1 pseudogene is annotated in these 610 nt (G+C 74.1%); it reads left to right on the top strand.

From position 1 onward, the window contains the following. Positions 1–610: pseudogene (locus FV217_RS22505) on the top strand (hypothetical protein); the annotation flags it as partial.

The following is a 610-nucleotide window of genomic DNA, read 5'->3' as shown; positions in this document are numbered from 1 at the left end:
GCTGGGCGTCAGCGGCGCGGAGAACCGCATCGGCAGCTGGAGCACCAGCGGCAGCGGCGCGACCCGCAAGGACACCCTCGCCGACGGCAGCGGCATGGCCGTCGAGGCCAAGGTCAAGGACTCGGCCCTCGACATCGCCGGTGTGCTCGGCCTCGAAGCCAAGTCGAGCCAGACCATCTCCGCCACCGTGGTCGCGGCTTCGGCTGCCATCCAGGGCGGCGGGGCCGCCGGTGTCGCGGTGAGCGCGGCCGGTTCCCTGGCCGCGAACGCCATCGGCGTCGCGACACGGGCCACGATCGATGGCGACGGCACCGGCATCAAGGCCGGGAGCGTCACCGTCTCAGCCAGCGACACCTCCGCGATCACCGCGCTTACCGGTGCCGCATCCCTGTCCGCAGCGGGCGGCGGTGCGGCCGGCGTCGGTGTGGCGGTGGGCTTCGCGCTTGCCCTCAACTCCATCGCCGGGGGCGTCGAAGCCTCGATCCGGAACGCTGATACCGGGCTCACCACGCGTGCCGGCGGCGTCTCGGTGACGGCGACCAGCAACAGCCGCATCAAGGCGACCTCGGCGGCTGCGGCCGTCTCGGTCGGCGGCGGCGGCGCGGCCGGC

It is taken from the genome of Methylobacterium sp. WL9 (genome assembly GCF_008040035.1).
Lineage (GTDB): Bacteria > Pseudomonadota > Alphaproteobacteria > Rhizobiales > Beijerinckiaceae > Methylobacterium > Methylobacterium thuringiense.
The sequence above is the reverse complement of the archived record's forward strand: the minus strand, read 5'-3'. Positions and strand labels throughout refer to the sequence as shown.